Annotated in this window: 29 protein-coding genes and 1 pseudogene; 21 read left to right on the top strand and 9 right to left on the bottom strand. The window is 69.2% G+C overall.

The genetic code is table 11. The features are described 5' to 3' along the window. Positions 1–148: pseudogene (locus tag ACWDNU_RS08510) on the top strand (phosphoribosylaminoimidazolesuccinocarboxamide synthase); the annotation flags it as partial. A 39-nt stretch (positions 149–187) separates the two neighbouring features. Here ACWDNU_RS08510 and ACWDNU_RS08505 read toward each other — a convergent pair. The 3 genes from ACWDNU_RS08505 to ACWDNU_RS08495 all read right to left on the bottom strand — a co-directional run bounded on the left by ACWDNU_RS08505 (position 188) and on the right by ACWDNU_RS08495 (position 2,942). Further along, entirely contained in the window at positions 188–2,299 is a 2,112-nt protein-coding gene (locus tag ACWDNU_RS08505) for a WXG100 family type VII secretion target (protein ID WP_449668309.1), read from the bottom strand. Next, the gene (locus ACWDNU_RS08500; RefSeq protein ID WP_370939475.1) at positions 2,296–2,628 is read right to left on the bottom strand and encodes a type VII secretion target; all 333 of its coding nucleotides are present in this window, start codon (positions 2,626–2,628) and stop codon (positions 2,296–2,298) included. Before ACWDNU_RS08500 ends, ACWDNU_RS08505 begins: the two co-directional genes overlap by 4 nt. A gap of 137 nt (positions 2,629–2,765) precedes the next feature. Beyond that, on the bottom strand, positions 2,766–2,942 hold the full coding sequence (locus ACWDNU_RS08495; protein ID WP_167441866.1) for a hypothetical protein: 177 nt from the start codon (positions 2,940–2,942) through the stop codon (positions 2,766–2,768). A gap of 70 nt (positions 2,943–3,012) precedes the next feature. Between ACWDNU_RS08495 and ACWDNU_RS08490 the strand changes: the two genes are divergently transcribed. The 3 genes from ACWDNU_RS08490 to ACWDNU_RS08480 are packed head-to-tail and all read left to right on the top strand — an operon-like array spanning position 3,013 to position 4,323. Further along, positions 3,013–3,177 carry a ribbon-helix-helix protein, CopG family gene (locus ACWDNU_RS08490; protein WP_449668308.1) on the top strand — a complete coding sequence of 55 codons (165 nt, stop codon included), beginning with the start codon at positions 3,013–3,015 and terminating at the stop codon, positions 3,175–3,177. A 1-nt stretch (position 3,178) separates the two neighbouring features. Continuing rightward, the gene (locus ACWDNU_RS08485) at positions 3,179–3,505 is read left to right on the top strand and encodes a VOC family protein (protein ID WP_370939473.1); all 327 of its coding nucleotides are present in this window, start codon (positions 3,179–3,181) and stop codon (positions 3,503–3,505) included. Further along, positions 3,502–4,323, top strand: a complete 822-nt coding sequence (locus tag ACWDNU_RS08480) for a class I SAM-dependent methyltransferase (protein WP_449668307.1) — start codon at positions 3,502–3,504, stop codon at positions 4,321–4,323. Before ACWDNU_RS08485 ends, ACWDNU_RS08480 begins: the two co-directional genes overlap by 4 nt. Here ACWDNU_RS08480 and ACWDNU_RS08475 read toward each other — a convergent pair. From ACWDNU_RS08475 to ACWDNU_RS08460, 4 genes are read right to left on the bottom strand one after another with little or no spacing between them, the layout of a single operon-like run. Further along, the gene (locus ACWDNU_RS08475; RefSeq protein WP_449668306.1) at positions 4,316–4,810 is read right to left on the bottom strand and encodes a DUF6228 family protein; all 495 of its coding nucleotides are present in this window, start codon (positions 4,808–4,810) and stop codon (positions 4,316–4,318) included. The genes ACWDNU_RS08480 and ACWDNU_RS08475 overlap by 8 nt on opposite strands. 30 nt (positions 4,811–4,840) lie before the next feature. Then, on the bottom strand, positions 4,841–5,317 hold the full coding sequence (locus ACWDNU_RS08470; RefSeq protein WP_344285995.1) for a CoA-binding protein: 477 nt from the start codon (positions 5,315–5,317) through the stop codon (positions 4,841–4,843). Then, positions 5,314–6,600: an O-acetylhomoserine aminocarboxypropyltransferase/cysteine synthase family protein gene (locus ACWDNU_RS08465; RefSeq protein ID WP_449668305.1), complete on the bottom strand. Its 1,287-nt coding sequence runs from the start codon at positions 6,598–6,600 to the stop codon at positions 5,314–5,316. The genes ACWDNU_RS08470 and ACWDNU_RS08465 overlap by 4 nt, the downstream gene beginning before the upstream one ends. An 11-nt stretch (positions 6,601–6,611) precedes the next feature. After that, positions 6,612–7,484 (bottom strand): putative RNA methyltransferase, encoded by an 873-nt coding sequence (locus tag ACWDNU_RS08460; RefSeq protein ID WP_449668304.1) that lies wholly within the window; start codon positions 7,482–7,484, stop codon positions 6,612–6,614. A gap of 174 nt (positions 7,485–7,658) precedes the next feature. Between ACWDNU_RS08460 and ACWDNU_RS08455 the strand changes: the two genes are divergently transcribed. The 4 genes from ACWDNU_RS08455 (at position 7,659) to ACWDNU_RS08440 (ending at position 12,237) form a co-directional block, all read left to right on the top strand. Beyond that, entirely contained in the window at positions 7,659–9,026 is a 1,368-nt protein-coding gene (locus ACWDNU_RS08455) for an ammonium transporter (protein WP_370939466.1), read from the top strand. Then, entirely contained in the window at positions 9,023–9,361 is a 339-nt protein-coding gene (locus ACWDNU_RS08450; protein ID WP_043827775.1) for a P-II family nitrogen regulator, read from the top strand. Before ACWDNU_RS08455 ends, ACWDNU_RS08450 begins: the two co-directional genes overlap by 4 nt. Before the next feature lie 3 nt (positions 9,362–9,364). Further along, positions 9,365–11,674 carry a [protein-PII] uridylyltransferase gene (locus ACWDNU_RS08445; RefSeq protein ID WP_449668303.1) on the top strand — a complete coding sequence of 770 codons (2,310 nt, stop codon included), beginning with the start codon at positions 9,365–9,367 and terminating at the stop codon, positions 11,672–11,674. Between the two features lie 185 nt (positions 11,675–11,859). Then, entirely contained in the window at positions 11,860–12,237 is a 378-nt protein-coding gene (locus tag ACWDNU_RS08440) for a hypothetical protein (protein WP_378399112.1), read from the top strand. A gap of 199 nt (positions 12,238–12,436) precedes the next feature. Here the strand turns inward: ACWDNU_RS08440 and ACWDNU_RS08435 are convergent, their stop codons facing one another. Together ACWDNU_RS08435 and ACWDNU_RS08430 are read right to left on the bottom strand one after the other, a co-directional pair. Continuing rightward, positions 12,437–12,889 (bottom strand): MarR family winged helix-turn-helix transcriptional regulator, encoded by a 453-nt coding sequence (locus ACWDNU_RS08435; RefSeq protein WP_449668302.1) that lies wholly within the window; start codon positions 12,887–12,889, stop codon positions 12,437–12,439. 9 nt (positions 12,890–12,898) lie between these two features. Further along, positions 12,899–14,692 carry an ABC transporter ATP-binding protein gene (locus ACWDNU_RS08430; RefSeq protein ID WP_449668301.1) on the bottom strand — a complete coding sequence of 598 codons (1,794 nt, stop codon included), beginning with the start codon at positions 14,690–14,692 and terminating at the stop codon, positions 12,899–12,901. Positions 14,693–14,900: 208 nt separating this feature from the next. Here ACWDNU_RS08430 and ffh point away from each other — a divergent pair, with 208 nt between their 5' ends. The 13 genes from ffh to ACWDNU_RS08365 all read left to right on the top strand — a co-directional run bounded on the left by ffh (position 14,901) and on the right by ACWDNU_RS08365 (position 24,833). Further along, positions 14,901–16,442 carry a signal recognition particle protein gene (gene ffh / locus ACWDNU_RS08425; RefSeq protein WP_449668313.1) on the top strand — a complete coding sequence of 514 codons (1,542 nt, stop codon included), beginning with the start codon at positions 14,901–14,903 and terminating at the stop codon, positions 16,440–16,442. Further along, positions 16,439–17,512, top strand: a complete 1,074-nt coding sequence (locus tag ACWDNU_RS08420) for an amidohydrolase family protein (protein WP_449668300.1) — start codon at positions 16,439–16,441, stop codon at positions 17,510–17,512. The genes ffh and ACWDNU_RS08420 overlap by 4 nt, the downstream gene beginning before the upstream one ends. Before the next feature lie 97 nt (positions 17,513–17,609). Further along, complete coding sequence (locus ACWDNU_RS08415) at positions 17,610–18,332, top strand: CPBP family intramembrane glutamic endopeptidase (protein ID WP_449668299.1); 723 nt, start codon at positions 17,610–17,612, stop codon at positions 18,330–18,332. Between the two features lie 104 nt (positions 18,333–18,436). After that, positions 18,437–19,228 carry a CPBP family intramembrane glutamic endopeptidase gene (locus ACWDNU_RS08410; protein ID WP_449668298.1) on the top strand — a complete coding sequence of 264 codons (792 nt, stop codon included), beginning with the start codon at positions 18,437–18,439 and terminating at the stop codon, positions 19,226–19,228. Positions 19,229–19,418: 190 nt separating this feature from the next. Then, positions 19,419–19,862, top strand: coding sequence for a 30S ribosomal protein S16 (gene rpsP / locus ACWDNU_RS08405; RefSeq protein WP_116205654.1), 444 nt, complete (start codon positions 19,419–19,421; stop codon positions 19,860–19,862). Beyond that, positions 19,859–20,098, top strand: coding sequence for an RNA-binding protein (locus ACWDNU_RS08400; RefSeq protein WP_003103110.1), 240 nt, complete (start codon positions 19,859–19,861; stop codon positions 20,096–20,098). Before rpsP ends, ACWDNU_RS08400 begins: the two co-directional genes overlap by 4 nt. Before the next feature lie 27 nt (positions 20,099–20,125). Next, on the top strand, positions 20,126–20,641 hold the full coding sequence (rimM, locus tag ACWDNU_RS08395; RefSeq protein ID WP_344286008.1) for a ribosome maturation factor RimM: 516 nt from the start codon (positions 20,126–20,128) through the stop codon (positions 20,639–20,641). A 10-nt stretch (positions 20,642–20,651) separates the two neighbouring features. Further along, the gene (locus ACWDNU_RS08390) at positions 20,652–21,359 is read left to right on the top strand and encodes a hypothetical protein (protein ID WP_449668297.1); all 708 of its coding nucleotides are present in this window, start codon (positions 20,652–20,654) and stop codon (positions 21,357–21,359) included. Positions 21,360–21,363: 4 nt separating this feature from the next. Then, positions 21,364–22,110, top strand: a complete 747-nt coding sequence (gene trmD, locus ACWDNU_RS08385) for a tRNA (guanosine(37)-N1)-methyltransferase TrmD (RefSeq protein ID WP_370939452.1) — start codon at positions 21,364–21,366, stop codon at positions 22,108–22,110. A gap of 195 nt (positions 22,111–22,305) precedes the next feature. Then, entirely contained in the window at positions 22,306–22,674 is a 369-nt protein-coding gene (rplS, locus tag ACWDNU_RS08380; protein WP_370939451.1) for a 50S ribosomal protein L19, read from the top strand. Between the two features lie 31 nt (positions 22,675–22,705). Next, positions 22,706–23,632, top strand: coding sequence for a signal peptidase I (lepB, locus tag ACWDNU_RS08375; RefSeq protein ID WP_370939450.1), 927 nt, complete (start codon positions 22,706–22,708; stop codon positions 23,630–23,632). 92 nt (positions 23,633–23,724) lie between these two features. Next, positions 23,725–24,513 (top strand): ribonuclease HII, encoded by a 789-nt coding sequence (locus ACWDNU_RS08370; protein ID WP_116205648.1) that lies wholly within the window; start codon positions 23,725–23,727, stop codon positions 24,511–24,513. Then, a complete protein-coding gene (locus ACWDNU_RS08365) occupies positions 24,510–24,833 on the top strand; it encodes a DUF2469 domain-containing protein (RefSeq protein WP_003096226.1) in 324 nt (107 codons plus the stop codon). Before ACWDNU_RS08370 ends, ACWDNU_RS08365 begins: the two co-directional genes overlap by 4 nt. Positions 24,834–25,066: the final 233 nt, after the last annotated feature.

Raw genomic sequence — 25,066 nt, 5'->3', positions numbered from 1 at the left:
GGACGGTGACGTGCTCACCCTCGGCGACGAGGTGCTGACCTCCGATTCCTCGCGCTTCTGGCCCGCCGACGAATGGGAGCCGGGCCGTGCCCAGCGCTCCTTCGACAAGCAGTTCGTGCGCGACTGGTCGACCTCCACCGGCTGGAACTGATTCCCTCAGGGTGGCCCTCACGGCTTTTGGCCGGGGTTACTCCGCGCCGCTGCCTTCAGCGGCGGGGTCCGGGTGCTCCTTGCGCCACTCCTCGTCGGAGGCCTTCCAGGATTCCTCGGCCTGCATGTGGATGTCGGTGATCGCCTTGTCGAAGTTGACGGCGTCCTTGCCCATCCAGCCTACGAAGTTCTTGCTGCTCTTCGCGTCGGCCAGCCCCTTCATGAAGGGGTATAGGTTCGGGTGCGTCTTGAAGTAGTCGTCCGGAGCCTTGACGATGTCTTTCCAGACGTTCTTGCCCCCGGTGTACTTCTGGACCTCGGGACGGTTGCACAGGTTTTCCAGCCAGCCTTCGTGCTTCTTCATCCAGCTGAAGTCGTGCACCTTGAACGGCGACTGCGGTCCGGAGGGCCGCCCGGTCCCGCCTTGGTTGCCCTGAGTGTTCCCGTGCTCGCCGCCGCCCTGGTTGCCTTCCTGGTGGTTGCCGCCCTGGTTGCCTTCTTGGTGGTTGCCGCCCGCGTTGTTGTCGTGGCCGGTGTTGCCCGCGTTGTCCTCGTGGTTCGTGTTGTTGCCCGGCTGGTCGTCGTGATGGTTGTTGCCGCCAGGCGTGTCTTCGTGCGGGGTGTTGTTGCCGCCGGGGGTGTCCTCGTGGTGGTTGTTGCCACCCGGGGTGTTGTCGTGGCCGGTGTTGCCCGGCGTGTTTTCGTGGTTGCCACTCCCGCCGGGGGCGTCCTCGTGGTTGTTCCCGCCGGGAGTGTTGTCGTGGCCGCTGCCGCCCGGCGTGTTCTCATGGTTGCCCCCGCCACCGGGGGTGTCCTCGTGATGATTGTTTCCGCCCGGGGTGTCGTGCGGGCGGTTGGGCGGCGGGTTGAAGTGCTGGTCCGCGGCCAGCCAGGTGTCGAACGGATCGTCCTCGTGCGGCTGGTTGTTCGGCCGCTCCTCGTGCGGGTTGTTGTTCCCGCCCGGCGCATCTTCGTGATGGTTGTTCCCGCCGGGAGTGTCTTCGTGGTGGTTGTTCCCGCCGGGGGTGTCTTCGTGCGGAGTGTTGCTGCCGCCGGGAGTGTCCTCGTGATGATTGTTCCCGCCCGGCGGATCCTCGTGGTGGTTGTTGCCACCCGGGGTGTCCTCGTGCGGGTTGTTGTTGCCTGGCGTGTCGTCATGCGGAGTGTTGTTCCCGCCGGCGTTGTCGTCGTGATGGTTGTTCCCGCCCGGCGCATCTTCGTGATGGTTGTTGCCGCCAGGCGTGTCCTCGTGCGGAGTGTTGTTCCCGCCGTGACCGCCCTGGCCGCCCTGCCCACCGCCGCCCCCGCCGCCGTGGCCTCCGGAACCGCCGGGGTTGAGGTCGGTCATCTCGTGGTTGTTGCCCCCGCCATGCGTACCGCCGCCGCCGCGCGAAGGCTTGACCTTCTCCGCCAGCTGGGCCAGCCTGCTCGCGGTCCGGCCGCCGAGCCCGACCACCCGGGCGATCTTGGACGCCATCGTCAGCGCCAGCGAGATCCCCGACCGGATCACGTTGCCCACCCCGACGACGATCGACGCGCCGAACGTGAACGCCGCCATCGCGAGCGCGATCAGCATCGTCGCGATGACGTCGCCGAGGAACGTCGTGATCAGGTCACGGATCAGCGACCGCACCACGGAGACCAGAGCCATCGTCGTCTTGACCACATAGCCCGCGGCGTCGACCGCCTCTCCGGCGCTGTCGATCTGGCCGCGCCGGTCGGCGATGTTCTTCTTGAACGCCTCGGCTCCGTCGCCCTGCCAGTTGGCGACCGTCTTCTGCAACGTGGCGTCCAGGTCCTTCGCCGCGTTGCGCAGGTTCTCGGCGGTCTTGTGCAGTTCCTCGGCCATCTTGTTGATCGCCGCGGGGTCGCCCGCCAGCTTGTCGAGGCCCTCCTTGAGGAACGAGATGTGCTCGATCAGCCAGCCGAGCCCGGCCGCGATCAGCTTGCCGAACGGGTCGAGGACGAACGCCGCGGTGTCCGCGACCGCGCCGACGATCGAAACGCCGATCTCGACCCCTACCGCGGCCGCGTCGCCGCCGTGCAGGTGCTGGATCTCCTGGATCGACGAGACGACGCTGTGCCAGCTGTCCGCGACACCCGCGCCGGTGGTGCTGTTCGAGTCGGTGATGGGAACGACCGCGCTCATTTCACCTGCTCCGGCTTGAACTTGTCGAACGCCTTCGCGAGGTCCTGGTCGCCCTTGCTGTACTGCTCGCTGGCCTGGCGGGTCTTGTCCGCGCTGTCGGTCACGTCTTTCGCGACGCCGTGCAGATTGTCGGAGACGACCTTCAGCGCGATCCGCGCGGGAATGGCGAGCACCTGTGCCAGCACGACGCCGAACGCGTCGATGTCCCCGCCGTTGGCGTCGTCGACCGCCTTCGCGGAGTCGTTCACCGTCGGCACGGTGGTCTTGTCCAGGTATTCGCTGAATTTGTGCAACTCGTCCGTGTGGACGGTGAAGCCGTTCCCTGCCACCAACACTCCTTCGCCTGCCGCGATCGGGCCGCGCCGAGTAGAGCAGCGGCGGCTGAACCGCAGGCGACGTCCGTGCGGAGGAAGGGTGAACGAGAGGGCTTCCTGCCCGAGCGTCCGGGCCGGATTGCCCCGGCGGGTCAGCCCCGGGCGCTCGGCCGGTTCAGGTAGGCGGAGAAGGAGGACAGCAGCGCCGCGACGCCGACGATCGCGGTGACCCACCACGGGCCGCCGGTCACCAGGTTGAACACGAACGCGGCAGCCATCAGGACGGCGGCGATGATGTTCCTGATCTGCAGCCCGGAGGGTTTCGCCATGCCTCCACCTTCTCATGGCGGCCGCGGCCGGGACTTGTCCGCCGCTGGCTAGATTGCTAGCATCCTAGACATGGCCGGTGAAGAGGTCAAACAATTCAACGTCTACCTGCCGGTCGAGCTGATCAAGCAGGTGAAGTACCGGGCGATCGAGAACGAGCAGTCGCTGTCCGCGCTGGTCACGGCGGCTTTGCGGGCTTACCTCGACACCCCTTCCGACGAGCGAGAGGACGGCTGACATGAGCGACGGCATCACCATGCTTTTCCTGGAGACGCACAACTGGGGCAAGACCGCGAAGTTCCTGCAGCGCGTGGGGTTCAGCCTCGACTTCGAGACCGACCACAACTCGGGCCAGCTGTCGAACGGCGACGGCGTGCCGGTGTTCGTCGCCGAGGTCCCGGAAAGCCAGGAGCCGCGCACGAGCGTGGTCGTGGCGGTGCCGGACGAGTCGGTCGACGCGGGGCTCGACGTCGTCACCCCCTTCGAGGACACCCACTACGGCACGCGCGAGATGACCGTGCGGGACCCGGACGGCCGAGCCTGGATCCTGCGAGCCCCCAAGTGAGCGAGCCGGACCACACCGCGGTGCGCGTCGCGTTGTGGCGCGCGCTGCACGTGCTTGCCGATCCGCCGCCGCACGCGCTCGTCGACGAGATCGGTCTCCGGCTGGCGGACCCCGGCCCGGACTGGCGGTCCCGGCCGGACATGGACCTGGACTTCACCCAGCGGTTCCGCGCGGGGATCGCGCTGCGCAGCCGATTCGTCGAGGATCTGGTGCGCGAACGCGGGGTCTCGCAGTACGTCCTGCTCGGCGCCGGGCTGGACACGTTCGCGCAGCGGGAGCCGGAGCTGGGCGTGCGGGTGTTCGAGATCGACCAGCCGGGCACACAGGAGTGGAAGCGGCAACGGCTGGCCGCGCTGGGCCTGCCCGCGCCGTACCGGTTCGTGCCGGTCGACTTCGAATCCGGCGAGCAATGGCCGGACCGCTTGGCCGCCAACGGTTTCGACCTTGCGAAGCCTGCCGTGGTGGCGTCCACGGGCGTCAGCATGTACCTGAGTCGCGAGGCCAACGCCGCGACGTTGCGCGCGCTCGCCGGGTTCGCGCCGGGCACCGCGGTGGCGATGACGTTCCAGATGCCGGAGGAGTACCTGGACGGGCCCGACCGCGCGGCCCGGGCAGCGGCGATGCAGGGCGCGAAGGCGGCCGGGACGCCCTTCGTGAGCTTCTTCGCGCCGGACGAGATGCTGGATTTCGCGCGGGAATGCGGTTTTCAGGACGTCCAGCACGTCAGTGCGGTTGCGCTGAACAAGCGGTATCTGTCGGGTCGGTCGGACGGGCTGGAGACGGCGGGGGAGGAGTTTCTGGTCGCGACGGTCAGCTGAACTCGGCTTCGCTGTATTCGACCGGAAACCCTTCGGCGGTAAGGAAAGCGTGCATCTGGGCGGCCAGGTCGTCCTTCTCCGCGCCAGCCTCCATCGAAGTCGTGACAGTGGCTTGCCACTGGCCGTAGACGGAGTGCCGCCAGGGCCGGATCGTCCACGCAAGTTCGACGCGGCCACCGGAGTGGTAGGTCGCGGAGACGAGCAGGTCCCGGTCGGCGTTGACCCAGCGTCGCTCGCCGTCCCAGCCGCGGAAGTCGAGACCGTCGAGGAAGCGGGCGAGGCCGCGGCCCGTCACGAAGTTGGTGACGCCCTCCAGTCGGGCGTCGAGCCCAGGCGCCTGGACGCGCACGCTGAAGAACAGCCGCCGGTCGAGATGGTGGGTCGCCGCATGCCGTTCGCCGAAGCGCACCGAGACCGACTCACCGGCGAATACGACCTCGAGGTCGTCCAGACGGGTCATCTCGACCTCGGGGCGGTTCACGTTCACTCGCCAACCGTACCCAGGTCAGCACCCGGTTTACGGTGCCGTTTGCCGCCGGGAACTGATCACCCCGGTGTTGAACCCAGCCAGATGCAACCCGCCGGCGAACCGCGCGTGCTCGATCTTCACGCAACGGTTCATCACCACGTCCAGCCCAGCCTCGCGCGCCCGATCCGCAGCTGGTTCGTGCCACAACCCGAGCTGAAGCCACAACGTCCGCGCTCCGGCGTCGATGACCTCCTCGGCCACCCCGGGGAGGTCATCGTGCTTGCGGAACACGCTCACCAGATCCAGCTCGCCCGGCACGTCCGCCAGCGACGGATACACCGGCCGCCCCAGCAACGTGTCGAGCCGCGGGTTCACGAAGTTGACCTCGTACCGCGTCGAAGACAGCAGATACGTCGCCACGAAGTAGCTCGGCCGCGCGGGATTCGCCGACGCGCCCACGACCGTCACCGATTTCGTGCGCCCGAGAAGCCGCCGCCGTTCGACCGCTCCGACGTCGTAGCTCATGCGGTCACCGCCTTGTCGAGGGCCTGGTCGAGGTCCCACAGCAGATCCTCGACGTCCTCCAGCCCGACCGACAGCCGGATCAAGTCCGCGCCGACGCCAGCCGCGGCGAGCTGGTCCTCGGACAGTTGCGCGTGCGTCGTCGAGGCGGGATGGATCACCAACGTCCGCGCGTCGCCGACGTTCGCCAGATGCGACAACAGTTCCACCGACTCCACGAACTTCTCGCCCGCCGCGCGTCCGCCCTTCACGCCGAACGAAAACACCGCCCCCGGCCCGGCAGGCAAGTACCGCGCGGCCCGCTCGTGATCCGGATGATCCGGCAATCCCGCGTAGGACACCCACGCGACTCGCGGGTCCGCGTTCAGGTACTCGGCGATCGCCCGCGCGTTGACGACGTGCGCGTCCATCCGCTGCGGCAACGTTTCCACGCCCTGCAGCAGCAAAAACGCCGAATGCGGCGACAACACCGCGCCGATGTCGCGCAACTGCTCCGCGCGCAGCCGCGTGCAAAACGCGTACTCGCCGAAGTTCTCCCAGTACTTGAGCCCGCCGTAACTGTCGACGGTCTCGGTCATCCGGGGGAAGTTTCCGTTGCCCCAGTTGAAAGTCCCGGCCTCGACGACGACTCCGCCGAGCGTCGTGCCGTGCCCGCCGAGGAACTTCGTGGCCGAGTGCAGGACGATGTCCGCGCCGTGCTCGATCGGGCGGCAGAGGTACGGCGTGGCGAGCGTCGCGTCGACCACGAGCGGGATGTCGTGCGCATGCGCGAGATCGGCCAGCCCGGCGAGGTCCGCGATCGCGCCGCTCGGATTGCCGATCACCTCGGTGTAGATCAGTTTCGTGCGGTCGGTGACCGCTTTGGCGTACTCCTCGGTGTCGCCGTGCACGAACGTCGTCTCGACGCCGAACCGCGCGAGCGTCCCGGTGAGCTGCGTGACCGTCCCGCCGTACAGCCCGGCGGCCGACACGATGTGGTCACCGGACTCCGCGAGCGCCGAGAAGGTGAGGAACTCCGCCGCCTGCCCGCTGGCCGTCGCGACCCCGCCGATGGCCCCTTCGAGACTCGCGATGCGCTCCTCGAACGCCGCGACGGTCGGGTTGCCGATCCGGCTGTAGACGTTCCCGTACTTCTGCAGCGCGAACAGATTGGCGGCGTCGGCCGCGTCCTCGAACACGAAGCTGGTCGTCTGGTAGATCGGCACCGCGCGGGCCCCGGTGGTGGGGTCGGGAGTGCCGCCGGCGTGCAGGGCGCGGGTGCGGAAGCCCCAGGTACGTTCGCTCATCGACCGCCACGCTACCCAGCACCTCCGCCGCTGACCAAGCCTCCCGAGGAGTGGTCCGGCCCTTCGGCACGCCGCCACACGCTTACCGAGACTGCCAGCGTCACGTCTCGCCCTGACGCAGCGTCGAGCCGCTCGCGCCGCCCGTCCCGGTCCAGATGGAACCCCGCGGGCCCCATCGCCACGACATCCCGCACCTGCTCCGCGCTGAACGGCTGAGTCCGCACCACCTCGACCCCGGACTCCCGCACGAACAACCCGCCCAGCGCCGCTTCGAGCCGTTCTTCCTTCCGGGCGTCCACCGCGAGCACCAGATCGCCCAGCTCCGCGAGATGTCCCGGCAACGGCGACGCCACCACGAGCTTCCCGCCCGGCGCGAGCACCCGGTGGAACTCGGCGGCATTCCGCGGCGAGAACACGTCCAGCACCACCGACGCCACCCCGTCGCCCACCGGCCACGGCTCCCACAGATTCCACACCGCCGCGCCGAGCCGCGCATGCGCCCGCGCGGCCCGCCGCAACGCGATCGCCGACACGTCCAGCGCGAGCCCGACCGCGTCCGGCGCGGCGTCCAGCACTCGCGAGAGGTAATAGCCGGGCCCGGCTCCGGCGTCGATGATCAATCCAGGAGCAGCACCAGCGGCAGCGACCGCGTCGGCCAGCGATGCGTAAGCCCCGGAAGACAAGAACGCCGCCCGCGCGTCCACCATCGGCGCGGTGTCGGCTGTCCCCGCCGGGATGCGCGCGTGCAGGAGGTTGACGTACCCCTGCCGGGCCAAATCGAACGAATGCCGCCGCTCGCAGCGCAGCGTCCGGCCGGTCAGCGAGACCGGCTCCGCGCACACCGAACAGCGCAGCGCTTCGATCACCCGGTTAGGTAATGACATAGCGTAATTCGACCATGACGTTGCCTAACCGGACACTTCGCCCCCGCTCCCCGGAAACGTCCCCGTAACAACCACCACGCCGGAGTTCACGAGGGGGAAACGTGAATCGAAGGCCGGCGAAACACCCGGGGCCAACACTTCCTCTGCAGTTGCCCACGGCACGGGAGGACGATTGTGCTGAACGCCGGAGACACCGCCTGGGTGCTGATCAGCGCCGCGCTGGTCATGCTCATGACCCCGGGCCTCGCGTTCTTTTACGGCGGCATGGTCCGCGCGAAGAGCGTTTTGAACATGTTGATGATGAACTTCATCGCACTCGCGATAGTCGGAGTCCTGTGGGTGCTCTTCGGGTTCTCGCTGTCCTTCGGCAACGACGCTTTCGGCGGCCTGGTCGGGAACTTCGACTACGCCGGCCTGTCGGACGCGTTCGGCAAGCTCGTCGGCCTGGCAAGCGTTGGCCCGCCCGCGGTTCCGTGGCCGGGTCCCGACGCATTGCCCTTGCTCGCGTTCTGCATGTTCCAATTGATGTTCGCGATCATCACCCCGGCACTGATTTCCGGTGCCATCGCTGATCGCGCGAAGTTCTGGGGCTGGACGCTTTTCGTGACAATCTGGGTGATTGTCGTGTATTTCCCGGTCGCGCACTGGGTGTTCTCGTTCGACGGTTTCACCGGCAAGGACGCGGTGGGCGGCTGGATCGCCAACCAGCTCAAGGCGCTCGACTTCGCGGGCGGCACGGCGGTGCACATCAACGCGGGCGCCGCGGGTCTCGCCCTCGCGCTGGTGCTCGGCAAGCGCAAGGGCTGGCCGAAGGACACCGGCCGTCCGCACAACGTCCCGTTCGTCCTGCTCGGCGCGTCGCTGCTGTGGTTCGGCTGGTACGGCTTCAACGCCGGTTCGGCCCTCGGCGCGAACGACCTCGCGGGCGTCGCGTTCACCAACACCACCGTCGCGACCGCGGCCGCCGTGCTCGGCTGGCTGGTCGTGGAACAGCTGAAGTTCGGCAAGCCGACCACGCTCGGCGCGGCTTCCGGCGCGGTCGCGGGTCTGGTCGCCATCACCCCCGCCTGCGGTTTCGTGAGCCCGCTCGGCTCGATCGCGATCGGCCTGATCGCCGGGGTGCTGTGCGCGCTGGCCATCTCGCTGAAGTTCCGCTTCGGCTTCGACGACTCCCTCGACGTCGTCGGCGTGCACCTCGTCGGCGGTCTCGTCGGCACCATCCTGATCGGGTTCTTCGCCACCAAGAGCGTGAACTCGGCCGGCGCGGACGGCCTGTTCTACGGCGGCGGCTTCAAGCAGCTGGGCATCCAGGTGGTCGCCGCGCTTGCGGTATTGGGCTACTCGTTCATCATGACCTTGATCATCGGCTTCGCGATCAAGAAGGCGGGCGGGTTCCGCGTCAGCACCGAGCACGAGGTCAGCGGCATCGACGAGGGCCAGCACGCGGAGAGCGCCTACGACTTCACCGGCATGGGCGGCCTCGGCCACTCGGCGACGTTCCCGGTCAAGCCCGTCACGAAACTCGAGGAGACCAAGGCATGAAGCTCATCACCGCGATCGTCAAGCCGTTCACGCTCGACGACGTCCGCTCCTCGCTGGAGCAGCTGGGCGTGCTCGGGATGACGGTGAGCGAGGTCCAGGGCTACGGCAGGCAGAAGGGCCACACGGAGGTCTACCGGGGGGCCGAGTACTCGGTGGATTTCGTGGCCAAGCTGAAGATCGAGGTCGTGGTGGACGACGTCGTCGTCGAGAAGGTCCTCGACGCGGTCACCACCGCCGCGCACACCGGCAAAATCGGCGACGGGAAGGTCTGGGTGACGCCGGTGGAGACGGTGATCCGCGTCCGCACCGGTGAACGCGGCACGGACGCGCTGTAGCCGATGACCGACGGGGGAGAACTCGCCCGAGCCACTGCGCTGCTGCTCGAAGGACGGCACGGAGCACCCGCACTGCGGGCGTCACTGGTCGATCTCTACGAGTTCTGGCTCGGGAAAGGAGCGACGGCGGCCGGCGTCGACACCGCGGACCCAGGTGTCGCGCTGGTCGCCGTAGGGGGTTTGGGACGGCGCGAACTGGTGCCGTACTCCGATCTCGATCTACTGTTGCTGCACAACGGAAACGCTGAGATCGGAAAGATCGCCGACGCCTTGTGGTACCCGCTGTGGGACGCACGGGTCGGCCTCGACCACTCCGTCCGAACCCCAGGCGAGGCCCTCAAAGTCGCCGCCGAAGACCTGCGCACCGCGCTAGGCCTCCTCGATGCCCGGCACCTGGCAGGCGACCCGGGTCTCACCGAACGCCTGGCTTCCGCCGCCCGCGACCAGTGGCGGCGCACCGCCCGCAAACGCTTGCCCGACCTCGCCGAATCCGTCCACACCCGGTGGCGGCGCAGCGGCGAGATCGCCCAATCCGCCGAGCCAGACCTGAAACACGGCCGCGGCGGACTGCGCGACTTCGGCGTCCTGGAAGCCCTCGCCGCCGGACAGCTCACCGCCCGCCCCGGAGAGGAACTGTTGGCAGCCAAGCAACTTCTGCTGGACGTCCGCACCGAACTCCGCCGCGAGTCACGTCGCGAACGAGACATCCTCGGTGCCGCCGATGCCGACGTCGTCGCACACGAACTGGAACTCGGCGACCGATTCACCCTGGCCCGCAAGCTTTCCGGCGCGGGACGGACCATCGCCTACGCCGTCGACGTCGCCCTACGGTCCACTGTGGAACAACCACGCCCACGTTTCGGCCGACGCCCAGTCCGCCGCCCGCTGGCCGAGGGCGTCGTGCTGCACGGCGACGAGGTCGCACTGGCCCGAGACGCGCTCCCGGCCCGAGACCCAGCCCTCCTGCTTCGCGCCGCGGCCGCCTCTGCCCGCACCCGAAAACCCATCTCGCCAGGCACTTTGCGCACCCTCGCCGAATCGGCACCCGAACTGCGCGAACCCTGGCCAGACGACGCCCGCAACGCGCTCGTCGAGTTGCTGGGTGCGGGGGAGGGCCTGGTCGACGCGGTCGAAGCCCTAGACCGCACCGGCTTATGGTCCCGGCTGTTCCCCGAATGGGGTGCCGTACGCGACCTGCCGCCGCGCTCGCCGGTACACCAGTGGACAGTCGACCGGCACCTAGTCCAAGCGTGCGTCGAAGCAGCGAAACTGACCACCACCGTGTCGCGACCAGACCTGCTCCTGATCGGCGCGCTGCTCCACGACATCGGCAAGGGCCGCGACGCCGACCACTCGGAACTGGGCGCGAAAATCTCCGCCTCAGTAGCGCAACGACTGGGCCTGCCGCCCGCAGACGTCGCGACGGTCTCTGCCATGGTCCGCCACCACCTGCTGCTCCCGCACACCGCGACGAGACGCGACATCGGCGACCCCGCGACCATCTCGCGCGTGGTGAAAACCCTGGACCGCGACGTCGTCCTGCTGGAACTCCTGCACGCCCTGACCCGCGCCGACTCGCTCGCCACCGGCCCCGGCGTCTGGACCGACTGGAAGGACCGCCTGCTGGCCGAACTGGTCAGCGGCTGCGAGGAAGCCGTGCACGGCAAGGGTTTCACGCCGCCCGAGCCGTTGGACGACGACCAACGCGAACTAGTCGCCGAGGCCGCTCGCACGGGTGTCGGCCAAATCCGGATCTCCGCACACGGCAAGGTCGTCACCGTGCTACTGGCTGTGCCCGCGGACCGCGAACTGCTGGCCCCCGCAGCCGGAGTCCTGGCCCTGAACTCGTTGGAGGTCCACTCCGCCGTCCTGCGCGAACATTCCGGCCGCGGCCGAGCAGGCGTCTTCACCGCGTCACCGAAGTTCGGCTCCCTGCCAGATCCCGCACTGCTGCGGGAACAGTTCGCTCGCGCAGTCGCCGGAACGATGCCTTTGACCCAACGCTTGGCCGCGAAGGAACGCGACTACGCCACCTCGTCCCCCGTCGTGGTCAAGCCAGTAGTCAGATGGTTCGACGACGAAACAAGCGGCCCCGACGCGGTCGTACTGGAACTACGCGCCGCCGACCGCATCGGCCTGCTGTTCCGCGTAGCCAGTGCTCTGCGCCGTGCCGAAGCCGACGTCCACTGGGCAAAAGCCGCCACCCTAGGCGGCGCAGTAGTGGACTCTTTCGCCCTCTCGCCCCGTTCCGGTCACGTCACTCCACAGTGGCGAACCACCATCACCGACGCCGTCCTCGCCGCCGTCTCCTGAACGTACGTGAGGGGAACCCTGAGGGAATCAGATTCCCTCAGGGTTCCCCTCACGTACAACTGGCCAGGGCAAGCAGACCCGGCCGGATTGCGCCATCCGGGCTCACCCATCCGGGGTGTCGGAAGCGACAAAGCCGATTCCGGTGGCAGGATGGCAGGTCCGACCGAGGGGGCGAGGTGAGCGCGGTGCGAGGTCACGAGAACCTGCCCGAGCTTTCGCTGCCCCCGACAGTCGTGGCCGGACACCTCCGCACCTGCGCCGAAGAACTCTCCGCCCTCCTCCGCGGCGACGGATCCGCAGCCACCCTCGGCGAACTCTCCGAAGTGGTCACCCAGCTGGTCGCAGGCCAGCACGCCCTCTCCCACGCCCTGGCCGGTCTCGCCGGACGCATGGACGTCCGCAACCCCGCGCTAGCGACCGTCTCGCCGTCCGAAGTAGAGGTCCTCACCGAGGTCCTCCAAGCCGCCGCCTGCGCGGTCAGCTGCTCCGCCGAGGAACTCGCCGACGCCGAACCGCTTTTCGAGTTCACGAGCGACTCCGCGGGACCCGACACCCGCGTTTGAGTAGGACTACTCAGCCCGGATTGAGGGACTTCACGCTGCCGCGCGCCCGCCCCCGGACGGCAGACTTCTCCTCAACGCCGGGTGGTCGAGGGGGAACCGCTCCGCGTGCCTGCGGCGGAAGGCCTCCTGGGGAGGTGAGCTCTTCCGCCACAGTTCCGGGGACGGCCGTGGGGAGCGGCCGCCCCGGAACTCCCAGGCCTCAGGAATCCGCGATCCGCGCCAGCAGCCCGGCCGCGAGCCGGAGCAGCTCCTGTTCGGTGGGGCTCAGCGTCCGTTCGAGGGCCGCGGCCAGCCACGTCTCGCGCGCGATCGAGTAGTCGCGCAGCTCCCGCAGCCCGGCCGGGGTGAGGTCGATCAGCGACCGCCGCCCGTCCGCCGGATCCGGGGTGCGCGTGATCAGCTCGCGTTCGGCCAGCGAGGCCAGGATCCGCGTCAGCGACTGCGGATGGATCCGCTCGGCCTCGGCCAGCTCGCCCGGCGTGTGCGTGCCGCCCCGGTACAGCCGCGAAAGCACCGCCAGCACGGCCGGTCCCGGAGCGGGCGAACCCGCCTCGGAGCGCATCCGCCAGTTCAGCCGCCCGACGCCCTCGCGCACCGACCGGGCCAGCGTCGCCAGCTCGTCGGCTCGGTGCGTGTCGGGTTCGGTCTCCATAGGCCCAGATTAGGCGGTTTCCCCGCGCACCAACGCGGCATACCTCCCGTCCGCGGCCAGCAACTCCGCGTGCGTCCCCCGCTCGACGATCCGCCCCGCGTCCAGCACCGCGATCTGATCCGCATGCTCCACAGTGGACAGCCGATGCGCGATCGCGATCGTCGTGCGCCCGGCGGCGAGCCGGTCCAGCTCCGCCTGCACCGCCCGCTCCGTGCGGTTGTCCAGCGAACTCGTCGCCTCGTCCAGGATCAGCACGGGCGGATTGCGCAACAGGATCCGCGCGATCGCCATCCGCTGCTTCTCCCCGCCGGAAAACCGGTACCCGCGTTCCCCGACCACGGTGTCGTACCCCTCCGGCAGCGCGGCCAGCGTGTCGTGAATGTGCGCGGCCTTCGCGGCGTTCTCCAGCTCCTCGTCGGTAGCGTCCGGCTTCGCGAACCGCAGGTTCTCCCGCACCGACGCGTGGAACAGATACGTCTCCTGCGACACCAGCCCGACCCCGGCGGCCAGCGACGCGAGCGTCACGTCCCGGACATCTGTCCCGTCCACGCACACCTTCCCCTCGGTCACCTCATACAACCGAGCGACCAGATAGGCGAGCGTGGTCTTCCCCGAACCCGTCGACCCGACCAACGCCGTCGTGGTCCCGGCAGGCACGTCGAGATCGATGTCGCGCAACGTCCACGGACCCTCGTCGTCGTAGCGGAACGAGACCCCGCGCATCGAAACCGCTCCGCCGCTCAGGGCCAGCTCACGCGCGCCCGGCCGGTCGCCGATCTCCACCGGCAGGTCGAGCACCTCGAAGATCCGCCCGAACAACGCCTTCGCTGACGCGACGTTCTGGCCCACGGTCTGCATCGCCGTCGCAGGCGCGAGCAGCCGGTTCAACATGCTGGTGAACGCGACGACCGTGCCCAGCGAGATCGGCGCCGCCCCGCCCGCGAGTTCGAGCCCGGCCGCCCAGTAGACCAGCGCCGGGACGATCGTCAGGCTCATCGACCGCGCCGCCCGCTGCCACCGTCCGGCCAGCGCGGCACTGCGCTCCAGCGCCGCGACCTCGCGCGATTCCTCGGCGAACCGGTCGCGCATGAGCTTCGCGTTGCCCATCGTCTTGGCCAGCAGCACGCCGGTGACCGACAGCGATTCCTCGACGATCGTGGTCAGCCGAGCCATCCGCCGGGTCCGGCCGCGGGCGAGCTTCCGCTGCTTGCCGCCGAGCCGCAGGGTGAACAGCAGGAACAACGGCACGACGACCAGTGACAGCAGCGCCAGCTGCCAGTCCATGATCAGAATCGCCACCGCGATCGCCAGCGCGGTGGTGCCGTTCTGCACGATCGACGCGGCGGTCCCGGTCACGACGTTGTCCACGCCGCCGATGTCGTTGAAGACCCGCGACAGCACCTCGCCGGTCTTGGTCCGGGTGTAGAAGCCCAGCGACATCCGCTGCAGATGGCTGTACACGGACACCCGCAGCTCGTTCATCACCCGCTGGCCGATGGTGTTGGACAGCCCGGTGGTCCGCACGCTCAGCGCCCCGGACCCGAGCGCGGCGGCGATCATCCCCATCGCCAGCAGGCTCACCAGCAGGGCGTCGCGGTGCGGCAGCGCGGTGTCCAGCATCTCCCGCAGCAGGAACGGCGAGGCGACGCCCAGCCCGGCCTGCACGACCAGCAGCACGCACAGCCCGGCCAGCGCCCGCCAGTGCGGCCGGAACAGGCCCGCGATGCGGCGGAACGGCACCTGTTCTTCCTCGTCCCCTGCCGGTTCGGCGAGCGTCGGACGCCGGGCAGTAGCTGATGTCATACGCCTATGTTTACTTAATTCCCGAGCCAGAGCGAGCGATTTTCGCGTGGTTGAGCTGTTGTCACCCGGCCAGTTAATACGCAAGTGCGTAGTACCCTTCCCGTACCCGTGAAGGCTGGGCGGCCGGGGCGGCTACCCTCGGAAGATGCCGGGGGTGCCGAGCACGCCCGGCACGCGAACTTTCGACCCAGCTGGAGCGTGCACCCCCGTGTTCGACACCCTCTCCGATCGGCTCACCTCGGCCCTGCAGTCGCTCTCGCGCAAGGGCCGGCTGTCCGACGCCGACATCGACGCCACCGCGCGCGAGATCCGCATCGCGCTGCTGGAAGCGGACGTCGCGCTCCCGGTGGTCAAGGCGTTCATCGCGAAGATCAAGGACCGCGCGAAGGGCGCCGAGGTCTCCCAGGCGCTGAACCCGGCGCAGCAGGTCGTCAAGATCGTCAACGAGGAGCTCGTCGGCATCCTCGGCGGCGAGACGCGGCGGCTGAACCTGGCCAAGAACCCGCCGTCGGTGATCATGCTCGCCGGTCTCCAGGGTGCTGGCAAGACGACGCTGGCGGGCAAGCTGGCGATGTGGCTGAAGAAGCAGGGCCACGCGCCGATGCTGGTCGCCTGCGACCTCCAGCGGCCGAACGCGGTCAACCAGCTGCAGATCGTCGGCGAGCGCGCGGGCGTCACCACGTTCGCGCCGGAGCCGGGCAACGGCGTCGGCGACCCGGTCGACGTCGCCCGCCGCGCGATCGAAGAGGCCAAGCACGCGCAGTACGACATCGTCGTGGTCGACACCGCGGGCCGCCTGGGTGTCGACGAAGAGCTGATGAAGCAGGCCGCGGACATCCGTGAAGCCGTGCAGCCGGACGAAGTCCTGTTCGTGGTCGACGCCATGATCGGTCAGGACGCGGTCACCACGGCCGAGGCGTTCCGCGACGGCGTCGGCTTCACCGGCGTGGTGCTCACGAAGCTCGACGGCGACGCCCGCGGTGGTGCCGCGCTGTCCGTCCGCGAGGTCACCGGCCAGCCGATCCTCTTCGCGTCCAACGGCGAAAAGCTCGAGGACTTCGACACGTTCCACCCGGACCGGATGGCCTCGCGCATCCTGGGCATGGGCGACGTGCTGACCCTGATCGAGCAGGCCGAACAGCACTTCGACCAGGAGCAGGCCGAACAGGCCGCGCAGAAGCTCACCAGCGGGCAGCTCACGCTGGAGGACTTCCTCGAGCAGATGCTCGCCGTGCGCAAGATGGGCCCGATCGGCAACCTGCTCGGCATGCTGCCCGGCGCGGGCCAGATGAAAGACCAGCTCGCCTCGGTCGACGACAAGCAGCTCGACCGGCTGCAGGCGATCATCCGCGGCATGACGCCCGCCGAGCGCGCCGACCCGAAGATCATCAACGGCTCGCGCAGGCTGCGCATCGCGAACGGCTCCGGCGTGACCGTCCGCGAGGTCAACGACCTGGTCAACCGCTTCTTCGAGGCGCGCAAAATGATGGCGCAGATGGCGGGCCGGTTCGGCTTCGGCGGCGGAGGCGGCGGAAGCAAGAACCGCAAGGGCAAGAAGGGGAAGAAGGGCAAAAAGGGCCCCACGCAGCCCAGGATGCGCGGCGGGATGCCCGGCGGCATGCCGATGCTTCCGCCCGGCGGCGGCATGCCCGGCGGAATGCCGGACCTGTCCCAGCTCGGCGGCATGAACGACGTGCCCGGCTTCGACCCGTCCAAGTTCAAGCTGCCGAAGGACCCGAAGAACAATTGAGCCCGCTGCACCTTTCCGGCACCGTCCTGCCCGACGGCGAACCGCGTGACCTCTGGATCCAGGACGGAAAGCTGTCGTTCGAGCCGGTTCCCGGCGCGGAAACGCTGTCCGCCGGCGGATTCGTGGTCCCGGGGCTCGTCGACGCGCATTGCCACCCGGGTCTCGGCCCGAGCGGCGGACTGTCGGTGGAGGAGGCGGCGGACCAGGCCGCGACCGACCGCGACGCGGGCACCCTGCTGATCCGCGACTGCGGCCTGCCGCTCGACGTCCGGCCGCTGCAATCGCGCGCGGACCTGCCCACGATCATCCGCTGCGGACGCCACCTGGCGCTGCCCAAGCGGTACATCCCCGGGTTCGCGATCGAGTTGGACGACCCGGCGCTGCTGCCCGAAGCGGTCGCCGAACAGGCCCGAGACGGCGACGGCTGGGTCAAACTCGTCGGCGACTGGATCGACCGCGGCGAAGGCGACCTCGCCCCACTGTGGCCGGACGATGTACTCACTGAAGCCATCCGCGTCGCCCACGACCTCGGCGCGCGCGTCACCGCGCACGTGTTCGGCGAAGCCGCGTTGCCAGGCCTGATCGGCGCGGGCATCGACTGTCTCGAACACGGCACCGCGCTGTCGCCAGACCAGTTAGCCGAACTCGCGCGCCGCGACGTCGCGTTGGTGCCCACGCTCATCAACATCGAGAACTTCCCAGGCATCGCGGACAAGGCAGGCAAGTACCCGACGTACGCGGCCCACATGCGCGCGCTGCACGCCGGCGTCGGCGAGATGGTGTCCTCGGCGGTTGAAGCAGGCGTACGCGTCTTCGCGGGCACGGACGCGGGCGGAATGGTCGCGCACGGCCGTATCGCCGACGAGGTCGAAGCGCTTCACCGCGCTGGGATGTCGCGTACGCAGGCACTCGCGAGCGCGTCCTGGGAAGCGCGCGAATGGCTGGGCCACCCCGGTATCGAGCACGGCGCCCCGGCGGACCTGATCGTTTACGCCGACGACCCGCGCGAGGATCTCGCCGCCCTGCACCACCCGACCCACATCGTCTTGGGCGGCACGGTCTTCCACTGACCGCCCAATGCGGACGCGAGCAGCGAGCAACGGCTACGGGCGAGTGCGACGCGACCCCGCCTCGATGCGCCACAGCACAGGCACATAGCGTGAACCCGTGGCCGAAGACGGTGGGGGAAAGCGAATTCTGGGCGCCCATTGGGCCTTTGCCGCGTTCTTCTTCGGAGTCGCCGGCTACTACCTCGTCACCCTCCTCACAGCGGCCGCGTTCAACCGCCACGTCCGCGACGACGACCCGATCGAGGCGTACGCGGGACCGTTGCTGCTGCTGGCCTTCCTGCCGAACCTGATCCTCGGCCTGGGCCCGGTGATCGCGTCCCTGCGCTACGGCTCCGGACTCGAACGCGACTTCGGACTCCGCACGAGAGGACGCGATCTCCGCATCGGCCTGGCCTGCGGCCTGCTCGCCCTCATCGTCGGCTTCGTGCTGAACGCCGCGGAGATCGCCGTTTTCGGCGGCGACGAGGTGTCCGACAGCCCGCTCACCGACCTGCCCGACGTGTCCGGCGGCAGCCCGGTCTGGCTCGTCGCGACCGCGCTCGTGCTGGTGATCGCCGTCCCGCTCACCGAGGAACTGCTGCTGCGCGGCGCACTCTGGAACGCGCTGGCGCACTACAAGATCCCGCCGTGGGTGGTCCTCGTGCTCACCTCGCTGGTATTCGCCCTGCTGCACGGCGAGACCACGCGCACGATCGCGCTGTTCGGCCAGGGTCTCGTCCTCGGGCTGGCGCGGCATTACTCCGGCCGGACCTCGGCGAGCGTCCTCGCGCACGCGGCCAACAACCTGCCGCCCGCCGTCCTGCTCTTCATCGGGCACTGAGCACGGGCGGAAAATGCGGAAACCGGTGACCGGTCGAGTACTGTGCGAAACCATTTCGGCCGCTAGGCTCGACCGGTGAGCAGAGCGAGCACGGGGAGGCGGGCGTGACCACATCACAGCCCGGTGAACCCCTCTCCAGCGCGCTCTCCCCGGAGGACTTCGTGGCCGAACCGACCGCGTTCCCGCCGCATCGCTGGGGATTCGGGGCTTTCCTGCTGGTCGAGGCCGTTCTGCTGGCGTCGGCCGCGTTCATCGGCGCGCTCGCCGGGTCGACCGCTCCGGGCAGGCCGCTGCCGATCAGCACGGTGCTGCTCGGCACGATGCTGCCCACCATGATCGCCGCGGGCGCCGCGGTGCTGATCACCGTCGTCCGCGGCAACGGCCCGAAGCTCGACTTGCGGCTCGAATGGCGCTGGGCGGACGTCTGGACCGGGCTCAAATTCGGCATGCTCGGCCTCGTGCTCACCTCGCTGAGCGCCTACGTGTGGACCCAGCTGGTCGGCTCGGCGGACGCGACGTCGGCGATCAGCGCGCTGGTCGACGACCGCAAGATGTCCGTGCCCGCCGCCGCGGTGATGTTCGGCTACCTGTGGCTGCTCGGGCCGATCTGCGAGGAGATCATCTACCGCGGCCTGCTCTGGGGCGCGGTGGAACGGCTGCAGTGGCGCAGCGAGCGGTGGGGGCGCTTCGCCGCGTTCCTGCTCTCGACCGCGGTGTTCGCGGCCAGCCACCTGGAACCGCTGCGCACCACCCTGCTGCTGGTGATCTCCATCCCGATCGGGCTCGCCCGGCTGTCCACCGGAAGGCTGGCGGGCAGCATCGTCGCGCACGCGGTCAACAACTTCCTGCCCGCGGTCGCGATCCTGCTCGGAGCGCTCGGGCTCGCGTCGTTCTGACGCTGGTCGCGCACGCGTAACCGGGGCCTTGTGCGGGCTCGGCGCAGGGCGTCTGGCAGAATGTTTGCTTGCCCGCTTCCGCCGGACCCTCTCGCCGTGTGGAAGCTCCTGACCTCCGGGCGCCGCGAGCCTGTCCCCACGGGTTCCGCGCGCGCCCTGCACCACACAGCACTGAGGAGTACCCACACCCGTGGCCGTCAAGATCAAGCTGCAGCGCCTCGGCAAGATCCGTGCGCCGTACTACCGCATCATCATCGCCGACGCGCGCACCCGCCGGGACGGCAAGGCCATCGAGACGATCGGCAAGTACCACCCGAAGGAAGAGCCGAGCTTCATCGAGGTCGACACCGAGCGGGCGCAGTACTGGCTGGGCGTCGGCGCGCAGCCGACCGAGCCGGTCCAGCGCATCCTCGAGATCACCGGCGACTGGCAGAAGTTCAAGGGCCTGCCGGGCGCCGAGGGCACCCTGAAGGTGGCCGAGCCGAAGCCGTCCAAGCAGGACCTGTTCAACGCGGCGCTGGCCGCGGCCGGCGAGGAGCCCTCCACCGAGGCCACCACGCCGAAGAAGAAGTCGGCCCCGAAGAAGGCCGAGGCCGAGAAGGCAGAAGCCGCTGAGGGCGAGAAGTCCGAGTGAGCTTCCTCGCCGACTCCCTCGAGCACCTGGTGCGCGGGATCGTCGACAACCCGGACGAGGTCCGGGTCGAGCTGCTGACCACGCGTCGTGGCCGCACGCTCGAGGTGCACGTCCACCCCGACGATCTCGGCAAGGTGATCGGCCGGGGCGGGCGCACCGCGACCGCTCTGCGCACCGTGATGGGCGGCATCGGCGGCCGCGGCGTCCGCGTGGACGTCGTCGACACCGATCGCTGACCCCGAGATTCTCGGAAACGGTCAGGTATGGACGTCGTAGTCGGCCGCATCGCGAAAGCGCACGGCATCCGCGGCGAACTCGCGGTCGACGTGCGCACCGATTCGCCGCAGCAGCGGTTCGCGATCGGTGCGGTCGTCACGACGAAGCTGCGCGACGGCAGCACGAGAGAACTCACCATCGCAGCCGCCCGCGAACACAGCGGGCGGCTGCTGGTGCGTTTCGAGCAGGTGCTCACCCGCGATGTCGCGGAAACCCTGCGCGGAGCCCTGCTTCTGGCGGACACGGACACGCTGCCGCCCACCGGCGACCCGGACGAGTTCTACGACCACGAGCTGGCCGGCCTGAGCGCTGAGCTGGCCGACGGGACGGTTGTCGGCAAGGTCGTCGAGGTGGTCCATTCGCCGGCCGGCGAACTGCTCGAACTCGATCACGACGGGCGCTCGGTCTTGGTACCTTTCGTCCGCGCCATCGTCCCGGTGGTGGATGTCGCTGGGGGCCGGGTCGTGCTCGATCCGCCCGAAGGCCTCCTCGACGCTGACTGAGGGGGAGTTCGTGAAGTTCTGGACGAAGGCTGTCTTCGCAGCCGTTCTGGCCACCGCTTTCGCCGCGCCGCCCGCGCAGGCCGCTTCGCCGGTGTACGGCGATTTTTCGCTGATGTTCCAGCGCAGCGCCGGCCAGTACGCCCCGCCGGGGGAGAAGGCGTTCCAGTGGGCGTGGTCGCCGCAGTCGGCCACCGAATCGCAGATCACCTGGGGCGACCCGGTCACGTGGCCGCCGGCGACCGCTGAGCACTTCGTCCGCTCGGGCGACTGGGTGCTGCTCGACGGCTGGGACGGCAACGGCACGTACTACACGGAGCGAGTCACCGAAGAGTCCGCGTGCACTGGCTCGACCTGCACGCCGATCCCGTCCGACGGCGGCCGCCAGCACTACGTGCGCTGGACCGTGCCGTCCACGGACTACCGGCTCATCGCACGCGGCACGATCACCGAGAAGAGCTCGGGCAAGGTCGTCCACTTCGAACATCTGCAGACCTGGGGCGCGCCCGCCCCGTGCTCGAACGCCCGCTTCGGCGCGCGGACCTGCGTCACGCAGACCGAGACGTGGTCGGACGACAACGGGCTGCCCGCCGGGTCGCCGATCCGCAAGACCCTGCACCGCAGCATCAAGATCGCGAAGGGACTCGGCATGGCCTTCGCGATCGACCAGGACGTCCCGAGCCCTTGGCACGCCCAGGCCACCGAGTACTGGAACTGGTAACCGCTTGCGCATCGACGTCGTCACCATTTTCCCCGAGTACCTGGATCCGCTGCGCGCCGCGCTGCTGGGCCGGGCGATCGACCGCGGCCTCATCGAGGTCGGCGTGCACGACCTGCGCGACTGGACCCACGACGTCCACCGCGCGGTCGACGACGCGCCGTACGGCGGCGGTCCCGGCATGGTCATGAAGCCGCAGATCTGGGGACCGGCGCTGGACGACGTGTGCGGGGAAGGGACCCGGCTCGTGGTCCCGACCCCGGCGGGCAAGCCGTTCACCCAGGAGCTGGCGCATTCCTACGCCGAGGAAAAGCACCTGGTGTTCGCCTGCGGCCGCTACGAGGGCATCGACCAGCGGGTGGTCGACGACGCGGCCCGCCGGATGCCGGTCGACGAGGTCTCGATCGGCGACTACGTGCTGGTCGGCGGCGAGGCCGCGGTGCTGGTGATCGTCGAGGCCGTGGTCCGGCTGCTGCCGGGCGTGCTCGGCAACGCCCGGTCGGCGGCCGAGGACTCGTTCTCCGACGGCCTGCTCGAAGGCCCCAGCTACACCCGCCCGGAGGTGTGGCGCGACCTGGCGGTGCCGGACGTGCTGCGCTCGGGCAACCACGCGCTCATCGACCGCTGGCGGCGCGACCAGGCGCTCGAACGCACGGCGCTGCGGCGGCCGGATCTGCTCGCCCAGCTGCCCGAGGGGAGCCTGGACAAGCGGGACCGGCAGGTGCTCGACGGGCTGGACGACCAGCCCGGATAGGCCCCGTGCGAGGTCGCCGGGGGCCTCTGCCATAATGGATTAGTTGGCGTGACGCGTAGTGCTTTACATCTGCCTAGGGCAGTTGTAAAGACGCGACGCCAGCCGTGAATGCCATCAGCCCCGGGCTAGTCGCAGTGAACTCCACTGCGCGCTCAAGCTGTACGTAAGCCACACGAATACGAGGACGGACCACCGATGAACACCCTGGACGCGCTGGACGCGCAGTCACTGCGTTCCGACATCCCGGCCTTCCGCCCCGGCGACACGCTCAAGGTGCACGTCCGCGTCATCGAGGGCAACCGCGAGCGCAACCAGGTCTTCCAGGGCGTCGTGATCCGCCGGCACGGCGGCGGCGTCCGGGAGACCTTCACCGTCCGCAAGGTCTCGTTCGGCGTCGGCGTCGAGCGCACCTTCCCGGTGCACTCGCCGAACGTGGCCGAGATCGAGGTCTTCAAGCGCGGCGACGTGCGCCGGGCGAAGCTGTACTACCTGCGCGAGCTGCGCGGCAAGAAGGCCAAGATCAAGGAGCGCCGCGAGAACCGCGAGACCGCTGCTGCCCGCTGAGTGGCGAGTCGGTTACCGGTAGCCTGGCGACGTGGTCGAACCTGTGTCGCGGAACGCCGATGAGGACGGCCCCGAACGCCCGGAGGAGGACCAGGAACGGTCCGGCGGGCGTCGGGGGTCGCACCGGCGAGGCAAGTCCTCGAAAAAGCGGTCGTTCTGGAAGGAACTGCCGATCCTGATCGTGATCGCCCTGGTGCTCACGATCGTGATCCAGGCGTTCCTGGCGAAGGTCTACATGATCCCCTCGGGGTCGATGGAGGCCACGCTGCACGGCTGCCCCGGCTGCACCGGCGACCGGATCCTGGTCGACCGCGTCACCTACGACTTCACCGACCCCTCCCCGGGGGACGTGATCGTGTTCAAGGGCCCGCCCGCGTGGACCGAGAACGAGATCGCGCCGCAGGAGTCGAGCAACATCGTCGTGCGCGCGCTGCGCGGTCTCGGCTCGCTGGTCGGCTTCGCGCCGCCGGACGAGCGGGACTTCGTCAAGCGCGTCATCGCCACCGGCGGCCAGACCGTCCAGTGCTGCGACGACCGCAACCGGGTGATAGTCGACGGCAAGGCCCTCGACGAGCCCTACATCCACTGGGAAGACAAGAACCACCCCGTTCAGGAGTCGTTCGCCCCGGTGAAGGTCCCGCAGGGCGCGCTCTGGGTGATGGGCGACAACCGCAACAACTCCGCCGACTCGCGCTACCAGGGCGGCGGCGGACCCAACGGTGCCGTTCCGGTCGACGACGTCATCGGCAAGGCCCGCGTCATCGTGCTGCCGCCGAGCCGCTGGGGCGGGATCTCGGACCACAATCCGCAGCAGAACGCCCAGCCGGTCGCGCTCGGCGCTCCCGCGTGGCAGCAAGGGCTGCCGCTCGGCATCGGCTTCGCCACCGCGGTGCCGACGCTCTTCGTCGGACGCCGGTTGAAAGCAGGCCTCCGCAAGGCGGCCGGCCGGAGACGGTAAGCGGTGCGCTCCGTCCGCGACTTCCGGGTGGTGCTTCGGTGACTCTCCCTCCTCCCCGCACACCGGCGGAACCGCTGCGTCCGCCGCGCGCTGTGGTGCGCGGCGAGCTGTTCTGGGGCCTGCAAGGCGCTCTCGAACGACGCGGCCTCGGTCCAGTCGCTGGCGTCGATGAAGCTGGTGCCGGAGCCTGTGCGGGCCCGCTCGTGGTGGCTTCTTGCGTGCTCCGTCCAGGCGACGGCGCGCGACTGCCCGAGCTGACCGATTCGAAGATGCTCACCGCGAAGGCCCGGGACCGGGTTTACGACCGGGTCCTGCAGCGCGCGCTCGACTACTCGGTGATCGTCATCCCCTCCGAGCAGGTGGATCTGCTCGGCATCCGGGTGATGAACCTGGAAGGCATGCGCCGCGCCGTCGCCGGCCTGCGTACCCATCCCGGGTACGTCCTCACCGACGGCTTCCCGGTTCCCGGCATCCCCGCGCCGAATGTCGCGGTGATCAAGGGCGACCGCAGCGTCGCGAGCATCGCGGCGGCGTCGGTCCTGGCGAAGGTGACGAGGGACCGGATCATGGCCGGCCTGCACGAAGAGTTGCCGGCGTACGGCTTCGACGTGCACAAGGGCTACAGCACCTCGGACCATCTGGCTGCGCTGAGTGAGCACGGTCCGAGCCCGGCGCACCGCTGGTCTTACACGAATGTCGCCACCGTTGCCCTCGCGCACGGACTCACTGCCCCGCATCCGGTCGTGCTCACCTACGCTGCACTGGAGAATGCCCTGGAAAAAGCGGGCGGGCCGGTCCGTGCCCCGGGCCGCTCGGTGGGTAAGAATGAACGCTCCGCCGCCGGAGCAGGACGAACGCGAGGAGGGGCGCGGATTTCATGAGCGCAGAGGATCTCGAGAAGTACGAGACCGAGATGGAGCTCTCGCTGTACCGCGAGTACCGCGACATAGTGGGCCAGTTCTCGTACGTGGTGGAGACCGAGCGGCGGTTCTACCTGGCCAACGCAGTGGACGTGCAGGTGCGCGACGGCGGCGGCGAGGTGTACTTCGAGGTGCGCATGTCGGACGCCTGGGTGTGGGACATGTACCGCCCCGCCCGGTTCGTGAAGCACGTCCGGGTCATCACCTTCAAGGACGTCAACGTCGAGGAACTCGACAAACCCGACCTGCGGCTCCCCGAGGACGGCCCGTTCTCAGGCTGACCGCGCCGCTTTCGCTACGAGGCCACCCGGCATTTGCCCGGGTGGCCTTCGTCGTCTCTGCCCCCTGCACACCGCCCCGACAATTCCGCCGCGGTTCGCCTCTGTGGACCGGCCTCGATCCACAACCCCCCGGTTATCCACAGCCGACTTGATTCCCCCTGGCGCGGCTTCCGATCACGTTGCGATGGTGAAAGCACACGCACCGTGACCGACGGTGCTCACGCTGTCCGAGG

The organism is Amycolatopsis sp. NPDC003676 (assembly GCF_053587275.1).
The sequence above is the reverse complement of the archived record's forward strand: the minus strand, read 5'-3'. Positions and strand labels throughout refer to the sequence as shown.

Coding starts and splice junctions, on each gene's coding strand:
- ACWDNU_RS08445 (WP_449668303.1), top strand. CDS start 9,365: ATGACCGACGGGGGAGAACTCGCCCGAGCCACTGCGCTGCTGCTCGAA.
- ACWDNU_RS08460 (WP_449668304.1), bottom strand. CDS start 7,484: ATGTCATTACCTAACCGGGTGATCGAAGCGCTGCGCTGTTCGGTGTGC.
- ACWDNU_RS08365 (WP_003096226.1), top strand. CDS start 24,510: ATGAGCGCAGAGGATCTCGAGAAGTACGAGACCGAGATGGAGCTCTCG.
- ACWDNU_RS08505 (WP_449668309.1), bottom strand. CDS start 2,299: ATGAGCGCGGTCGTTCCCATCACCGACTCGAACAGCACCACCGGCGCG.
- rimM (WP_344286008.1), top strand. CDS start 20,126: ATGGACGTCGTAGTCGGCCGCATCGCGAAAGCGCACGGCATCCGCGGC.
- ACWDNU_RS08435 (WP_449668302.1), bottom strand. CDS start 12,889: ATGGAGACCGAACCCGACACGCACCGAGCCGACGAGCTGGCGACGCTG.
- ACWDNU_RS08485 (WP_370939473.1), top strand. CDS start 3,179: ATGAGCGACGGCATCACCATGCTTTTCCTGGAGACGCACAACTGGGGC.
- ACWDNU_RS08495 (WP_167441866.1), bottom strand. CDS start 2,942: ATGGCGAAACCCTCCGGGCTGCAGATCAGGAACATCATCGCCGCCGTC.
- ACWDNU_RS08430 (WP_449668301.1), bottom strand. CDS start 14,692: ATGACATCAGCTACTGCCCGGCGTCCGACGCTCGCCGAACCGGCAGGG.
- rplS (WP_370939451.1), top strand. CDS start 22,306: ATGAACACCCTGGACGCGCTGGACGCGCAGTCACTGCGTTCCGACATC.
- ACWDNU_RS08490 (WP_449668308.1), top strand. CDS start 3,013: ATGGCCGGTGAAGAGGTCAAACAATTCAACGTCTACCTGCCGGTCGAG.
- ACWDNU_RS08470 (WP_344285995.1), bottom strand. CDS start 5,317: ATGAGCTACGACGTCGGAGCGGTCGAACGGCGGCGGCTTCTCGGGCGC.
- ACWDNU_RS08465 (WP_449668305.1), bottom strand. CDS start 6,600: ATGAGCGAACGTACCTGGGGCTTCCGCACCCGCGCCCTGCACGCCGGC.
- ACWDNU_RS08450 (WP_043827775.1), top strand. CDS start 9,023: ATGAAGCTCATCACCGCGATCGTCAAGCCGTTCACGCTCGACGACGTC.